We start from the raw sequence: 7207 nt of genomic DNA on the forward strand, positions 1-7207 counted from the left end.
GTCCTCACCTTTCTGTTGTCGTAGAATCTCGGACATAGCGAAAACCGAACCCTGCCGACAGCAAGATCAATACAGACGCTGCGATCATTACAGAAGTTGGACTGAACCAGACTAGTAATGCCATTGCGATTGTCACCGCGAGAATGCTGAACAAATTGATGAACGTTTGTCTAAACCCTACCAGCCGGCCAACAAATTCGTTCGGGCAGTTTTTTTGATAGAGAGTTCCCATCAATATCATTGTGACCTGTTGCAATATTCCATTAAGGAAGCAAACGACCAGTAGGGTCGCAGTACTGTAAAAGAGTAGGAAAACCATATCGAGCAATCCGATCGCGAACACTGTACCAGCTGTTATTCGATGCACCTGTAGTTTAGAAACCTTCGTGACCAAAATACTACCTAGAATACTACCTACTCCTTGGATGCTGGCACTGATCGTAAAAATTTTTGCAGAGTCTGGCTCGTGATCGATCAAAAACAAGTAGATCAAACCACTTATGATGCTTGCTGAAAACATGAAGATTGTTGTAAAAAGCAAGGAACCAAATAACGCGCGATTCCCCTTGAGTAGTTGCCACCCTTCGGTGATTTCGGTGATCAAACCTTTTTTTGGCTTGATTTTGACCTTGCTTTCGTCTAGTACAAGACGTAGCGAGAAGGCAGCGGAGAGAAAAAAGAGTGCAACGGAGACCCAAAAAAATCCTTGATATCCGATGATCAACAAACCAGCGCCAAGGGCAGAAGGGCCAAGTACCATGGAGAAAGAGAACAGGCTTGCCATCATCGAATTAGCGGTAATTAGCTCATCCTTACTTACGATCGTGTTGATGATTGCTACACGAGTGGTGTACATGATTCTACTCAGTCCGGTGATTATAAAGATGAGGCTCAGGATCAGAAGTGGTTGGTTAAACAAATTTTCACTGATGAGAGGCAATAGCAAAACCAAGGCAGTCAAAAGCTGAGTCCACACCAACAGGTTTTTTTTCGAGTGGCGGTCGATATAAACACCAGACATCACACCGACAACAAGCGTGGCAACCATCGTAACTACGTTTGAAGCGGAGACGTAAACGTCTGATTTGGTTGCTTCATACACCCAGATAGGGATCAGAAAGGTAAACATTCTTCCGAAAAATGAAGTCAAGATCGTGCCCAAAAATACATTTTTGAAATTCCTATTCGCTCTTAGTAGAGTGAGTTGGTTCACGTTCATACTGTCTCCTCAGACCTATTCAGGAACTGGCCCCCATGTGATATGTTCTCGCACATATTTCAAAAGCTTGTGGATCCGCTCCTCCATCTGTTCTTCTGAGTCTGCTTCGAATACAACACTTCCAATCGTCCCTACTACGCTTAACGAACGACGAGTGACAGTTCCTGGTGTTACTCGCTGATTGTATTCGGTGACCCAATTGAATGGAAACTGGTCAATTGTCGACTGCAATATACCAGAGCGCTTTGGAATCAAATATATGCCCGTAAGCTTTTTCGGGTTTTTCAAAGGAGGTAACTCCTCATTTAAACCGAGCGAAAGACGAGTCCATGCTTTATCAAGGTGTACCCCGTATGCTTGGCGGATACTTTCGCCAACTTGTGCACCAGCCGTACGGGACGCAATCTCGCACAAGACCAGTTCGCCGTTCTGCCTCACAAACATTTCACAGTGGAATGAACTCACTCTTGGAACAGGGAATGCTTGAATGGTGGTAGTAGTAAAATCCATCGCTTTCTTGAACAGTGGATTGTCAGGGGAAATCAGTGTAATCATCACCCCCTCATTGTCGTAAAAGGACAGACAAGAGTGCACCAGTTTCCCCACAGAAGCAAAAACGATTTTGCCATCGACCATCAACCCATCACATTGAATCATATTTCCCTCTACAAACGATTCCACCATCATATCTTGAGGAATTCCCACTTCCACAAACCTGTCGTAATCCTCCCAGGAACGCAACACTTCAGTATTGACAGCGCCAAATCCACAGATCGGTTTAACGACTATAGGGAATCCATTTGCTTCGATAAAAGAATACAGATCTAAAGCGTTTGGAATCACTTGAAAATTTGCAACTGGGAGATTGGCTCTTCGGGCGATTTCTTTCATTCGTACTTTGTTGCGAAAAGCGGTAGCGCTCTCTATACCTTGTCCTGCAAGCCCTAAATACTCCCGAATACGCGCAGCCCTCTCGATATCACGTTCGTCAAGGGCAATCACTGCGCGGAACTGTTTTTCCTGATGTAGACGAACAGCTTCGGTCTCCACGAGACCATTGTCTCGGTACTGTACAAATCCTTTTTTATAAGCAAACCCATCAAATTGATCAACAATTCGTTCGTCAGTAAATAAGTACAGTTCTTCACTAGAATCTTGTAGCCACTCTTGATAATTAGCTAAATGAGCTGGCAGTACATTCAGAATAAGAATTGACAATATACATAACCCCCCGATGATTTATTTTCTTTTTTATTATGTATTTCACTATATAGGAAACCCAATAATATGTCAATAGTTTCCTTTTTATCTTCTATTATACATTTAGGTGATTTGCTGTAACTCTATTTGTTGTATGTATTTTATGAATTACTCGATTGGATCTGAATTTTGCGTTTCATCCAATCTTCCCCGCACACCAAAATATCTTGAGTAAGTAAAAGCGCCCCTCTATTCGAGGAGCGCTCTGGACTGCTGCTGTACGTTTGCTTGTAACCGCTTGGCTTCGCGAAGCAGGAACCCGTATTTGCGCTCCGCCGCTTCGAGATAATAGATCGCATGATCGATCAGCTCCGGATCGGACACATGATCGATATGCTGTCTGGCGATCGCCCACTCCTCGCGCGCCTGCTCGATCTCCACCTGCAACTTTTCAAGCTCCGTCGGTTCCTCTTCCTGTTTCCTTCCTCGCAACCATTCTGTCACCCGCATCCACGGCTTCCCCGCCTCGCTCGTCACCAAACCCCTCCTCGTAGGTTCAAACGGTTTTAGTAGTAGAAGTATAGTCAAGCGAGTGCGGTGATATGACAGGCAACCCTGTTTTTTTGCTCGTGAAAAGCTGCTCCTCTTCAGTGGCTGGTGGCGTGAGAACAGCGCCATCAGCCAACTGAGGCGAACGCATGCCCAGATGATGTGGTCGCAAGGTGAGCAGACCTGCCAGAACCTACCGTTTGGGAATATCAAATCTGACGGTAGTGCCTCGATCGGGGGCGCTTTCGATCTGCAATCCTTTTCCGTATAGCTGGTTCAACCGGCGATCCGTATTGCGCAGACCGATGCCAGCATGCTGCTCCGCTTGCCCTGCCATCACTTGGCGCAGTCGTTCTTCCGCCATCCCCACACCATCATCTTCAATCGACAGTTCAGCGTGCGTCGCATGATCGAGGAGCCGAATGCGGATCGTGCCGCCGCGCGAGCGCCGCAACACGCCATGTTTGACCGCGTTTTCCACGAGCGGTTGGATCGACAGCGGCGGTAGGAACAGGTTGACCTGTTCGTCCACCTCCCAGAGGATCTGCAGCCGATCGCCGAAGCGCTCCTTCTCAATGTACAGATAGGAGCGAACCAACGCTAATTCCCGATCGAGCGGTACGACTCGGTCTGAAATATGCGAGTCGAAGCTCATGCGCAGATAAGTGCTGAACACGTCGAGCAGCGCCTGCATCCGTTTCGTGTCGATCTCGCTGAGCGCAGAGATCGAATTTAACGTGTTGAACAAAAAATGCGGTTGAATCTGCGCCTGAAGCCATGCTGCTTCCATGCGCAGCCGCTCGACGATCGAGCGCTTCAGATCGGTCAGCGCACGCACCCGGGACTTCAGCTCCCACGCATCCATCGGCTTTGTCACATAGTCGTTCGCCCCCGCATCGAATCCAGCATAGATATCTTCTGAGCGGCTGCGGGCAGTCAAGAGCAGGATGGGCAGCTCGGAGATCGAGTAGCGCTTGCGGATGGTTCGCGACAGTTCATAGCCGGACATCTGCGGCATCATCACATCGGCGATGACCAGATCATAGTGCTCCGCTTCCAGTTTGGCGATCGCATCCGAACCGCTCGTCACCGCGGTGATCTGGTATTGCTCTGCAGAGAGCAGGTTCTCCAACACTTTCAGATTGATCAGATCGTCGTCCACCGCCAAGATCCTCGGCCTGTCCAAAGCGGTCGTGACGACAGATGAGCGACTTTCATCCATCAGCATCGGCATCGCTTCAGCTGCCGACTCCGCCCGCGCATCCGCCTGAACATCCTCGCTCATCGCCCACTGCTCTTCGTCTGCCGATCGGGAGAGCGGCAAGGTAAACGTGAACACAGACCCCTGTCCGACTGTCGACCTGACCTGCAAACTGCCGCCGTGCAGTTCGACCAACTGTTTGCAGATGCTCAGCCCGAGCCCCAAGCCCCCGCCGGCGCTGGTGATCGAAGAGTCTGCCTGCTCATAGGGCTGAAAGATTCTGGACAGCTCATCGTCCGCGATGCCGATTCCGGTGTCTTGAATGTGCAGATGCGCCATTCCCCCTTTGACATCGGCGCCGATCGTGATCTCACCTTCCCGCGTGTATTTGATCGCATTATGCAGCAGGTTGAACAGGATTTGCGTCAACCTGTTTTCGTCCGCGCTGACAGCGGGAAACGAATCGGGAATGTTGACGATGAACCGGATCGGCTTGCCATCTGTCATAAACCGGAGCATGTCGAGCACGCCCACAGCGACAGACTGCACGCGCAGGGTCCGCAGCTCCAAGCGAATTGCGCGCTCCTGCAGGTGTGTCACATCGAGCAGATCGTTGAGCATGAGCGACATGCGCCGACCGACTTTGATCAGCAATTCAAGGCTCTGCTTGTTTTTCTCATCCAACCGCTTGCTGTTATCGTCAAGAACGGTCTGCGCGATATTGAGCATCCCGTGCAACGGGTTTCGCAGCTCATGCGAGGTGTTGGCGAGAAAATCGTCCTTCATTTTGTCCGCTTTTTGCAGCTTGTCGGCCAGCTGTTCGGTCTGCTCATTCGCCCAGAAAAACCGCTTGAACCAATAGGCTGCAAAGCTGAGGAAGGCGATGATCAGATCGAACGGATAGTATGTTTCCTCGATAAAGCCTCTGCTTTGGGTGATCGCCCACACGATGTTGGTCGTGACGCTGGTGGCGGCGAGCAACAGATAGATCACGTCCGCTTTGCCCTGGCCGGCAGCTCGGAACAGGGTGCTCCAGATCGCCAGAGCGGGCAACATCAGCACGAAGATCAGCATAATGTTTGGCATCATCGTGTACTCATAGGGCACGAGCAACATATAGAGGGCAAACAGGATGCAAAGCGCGGTCAGCCAGCGAAAAGATCTCATCCGTTTAAATTCTGGCACCAACTGTCCCACCAGTTGAAGCAGGAAGGCGGAAACGCCCGTATAGGAGAGGTAGAGCAGCTTGATCGCCCACTCCGAGTTGATCGGCAACCAAACGAATAGCAGCTTGCTCTCCACTACCAACACGCTGATGATCGTGGAGAGCACCAAGAGAGAGAAGTGCAGCATTCTGTTCTGACGTCGAAAGAAATAGAGAATCGCCGCATACATCCCGTGCAAGAACAGCACGACGCACAGCAAAAGCTGCATGCCCACCGAGAAAAGCGACTCATTTACAACCGCGTCATAGTAGCCGAACTTGAGCGATTTTTTAATTCCGCTCCCCTTCACACTCTCCATGTGATCGGCGACGCGAATCAAAACCTCGATTTCATTCTGATCAGCGCGAAAAGACCCCTGATAGGGCACATTTCGTGCCGTGTACAGTTCACGCTGCTCCGTCGGACGACCTGCTCCCTCTACATATCTTCCGTTGACATAAACTTCTGATGCGCTTTGGATGTCGACCACTCTGATTCCAAACGTCTGCATGTTGTCATCATCGACGAGAATCTTTAGCCGATATGTGCCGTAATGCAAACGAGCGCCTTGCTCGTCCGAAAAGGAGTCGTCCCATCTGCCAGGAACTTGAATGTAGCTTTTTTTCGCATCGGCTATAGCGGTGTGATCCCCTTCGATCCCCGGTGTCAGCAGGCGAGCAGGGATGAATTCCCACTCCCCATCCAAGGTGATCGTTCGATCGTCGGGAAAGTCCCAATTTCTCAGATCTAATACACCTTGCACAACTTTTGGATGATCTGGGGGGTGATGAAGGTAAAACCAGCCCAAACGCAGAGCGGTCAACACGACCAGAAACAACCCAATGATGAGAAGAATCCTTTTTTTCGACATCAGCTCATAACTCCGGAATGGATTTAGTATTCCTAATACTTCGTCTTCAAACGATCTAATTTGACGCTTTGCACGCGCTTTCATTCAGTGAATTTTCGAACAGCGAAATGTCGAAGCGAGCAGGTGGCAAGGTCCGGCTCAACTGCTGTCGCCAATCGTCGATGTGATCTGTTCTTCTTCCCGATGCACACCGCTAGTTCCTCCTCGCTCCACCGCTCGCACTCCCTGACATCTGCACGCACACCGCACTTCGTCGACAGAATATAGCGCACCTCGATCGTTTTTTCGCCACTGTTGGCAGTCGGTCGGTTGCGCTTGCTCACCGCAAGCGTTGCAACGTGTTGACCAGGCGCTCTTTTTGGATCGGTTTCATGATATAGTCGAGCGCATCGAGTTCGGACGCTTCTTGCAAATAGGAATTGTAGGCGGTCGCAAAGACGATGCTCGTGAGCGGTGCACGCTCTCTGATCACTCTCGCCATCTGCAGTCCGTTGATCTCCGGCATGTTGATGTCAAGAAAGACAACATCTGGCCGAAGCTGTTCGATCTCACGCAGAGCATGTTGTACATTTTGATAGGAACCGATCACTTCAAGTTCGTCAAATTCGCTGAGCAGCTTTTCGAGCTTCTTCAACGCGAGAAGCTCATCGTCAACCAAGATCACTTTCATTGCAGATGGCCTCCTCCTATCAGACAGACCTTTATCATTCTCTTCGGTTATTATAGCGAATTTCGACAAAGCATGAATTCTACACAGATGGCGTCCCGTTTGTAGAGATGTATGTAGTGCAAGCATACGCTCGGGCCCAATTCATTATAATAAATAATATAATATACAAAAGTAAGTGCAAATCAATTTATTTGACAAAATGAGTTCGATTTCCTCTCTCATCTTGTCGAATTATCCGTTTTTTACTCGTAGAGGCGATCCACTATTCCGATTTTCAAGTTTGCCTTCCCAA

General features: G+C 49.5%; 5 protein-coding genes. All 5 read right to left on the reverse strand.

From position 1 onward, the window contains the following. Positions 1–4: 4 nt before the first annotated feature. The 5 genes from ACFSOY_RS12160 to ACFSOY_RS12180 all read right to left on the reverse strand — a co-directional run bounded on the left by ACFSOY_RS12160 (position 5) and on the right by ACFSOY_RS12180 (position 6915). A complete protein-coding gene (locus ACFSOY_RS12160; RefSeq protein WP_386047022.1) occupies positions 5–1213 on the reverse strand; it encodes an MFS transporter in 1209 nt (402 codons plus the stop codon). A gap of 21 nt (positions 1214–1234) precedes the next feature. Next, the gene (locus tag ACFSOY_RS12165; protein WP_386047024.1) at positions 1235–2437 is read right to left on the reverse strand and encodes an ATP-grasp domain-containing protein; all 1203 of its coding nucleotides are present in this window, start codon (positions 2435–2437) and stop codon (positions 1235–1237) included. A 231-nt stretch (positions 2438–2668) separates the two neighbouring features. Further along, positions 2669–2956 carry a YaaL family protein gene (locus ACFSOY_RS12170; RefSeq protein WP_386047026.1) on the reverse strand — a complete coding sequence of 96 codons (288 nt, stop codon included), beginning with the start codon at positions 2954–2956 and terminating at the stop codon, positions 2669–2671. A gap of 205 nt (positions 2957–3161) precedes the next feature. Then, positions 3162–6245 carry a hybrid sensor histidine kinase/response regulator gene (locus ACFSOY_RS12175; protein WP_386047028.1) on the reverse strand — a complete coding sequence of 1028 codons (3084 nt, stop codon included), beginning with the start codon at positions 6243–6245 and terminating at the stop codon, positions 3162–3164. A gap of 319 nt (positions 6246–6564) precedes the next feature. Further along, positions 6565–6915 carry a LytR/AlgR family response regulator transcription factor gene (locus ACFSOY_RS12180; protein WP_386047030.1) on the reverse strand — a complete coding sequence of 117 codons (351 nt, stop codon included), beginning with the start codon at positions 6913–6915 and terminating at the stop codon, positions 6565–6567. Between the last annotated feature and the right edge of the window lie 292 nt (positions 6916–7207).

This window comes from Tumebacillus lipolyticus (assembly GCF_042682745.1).
Classification (GTDB): Bacteria; Bacillota; Bacilli; order Tumebacillales; family Tumebacillaceae; genus Tumebacillus_A; species Tumebacillus_A lipolyticus.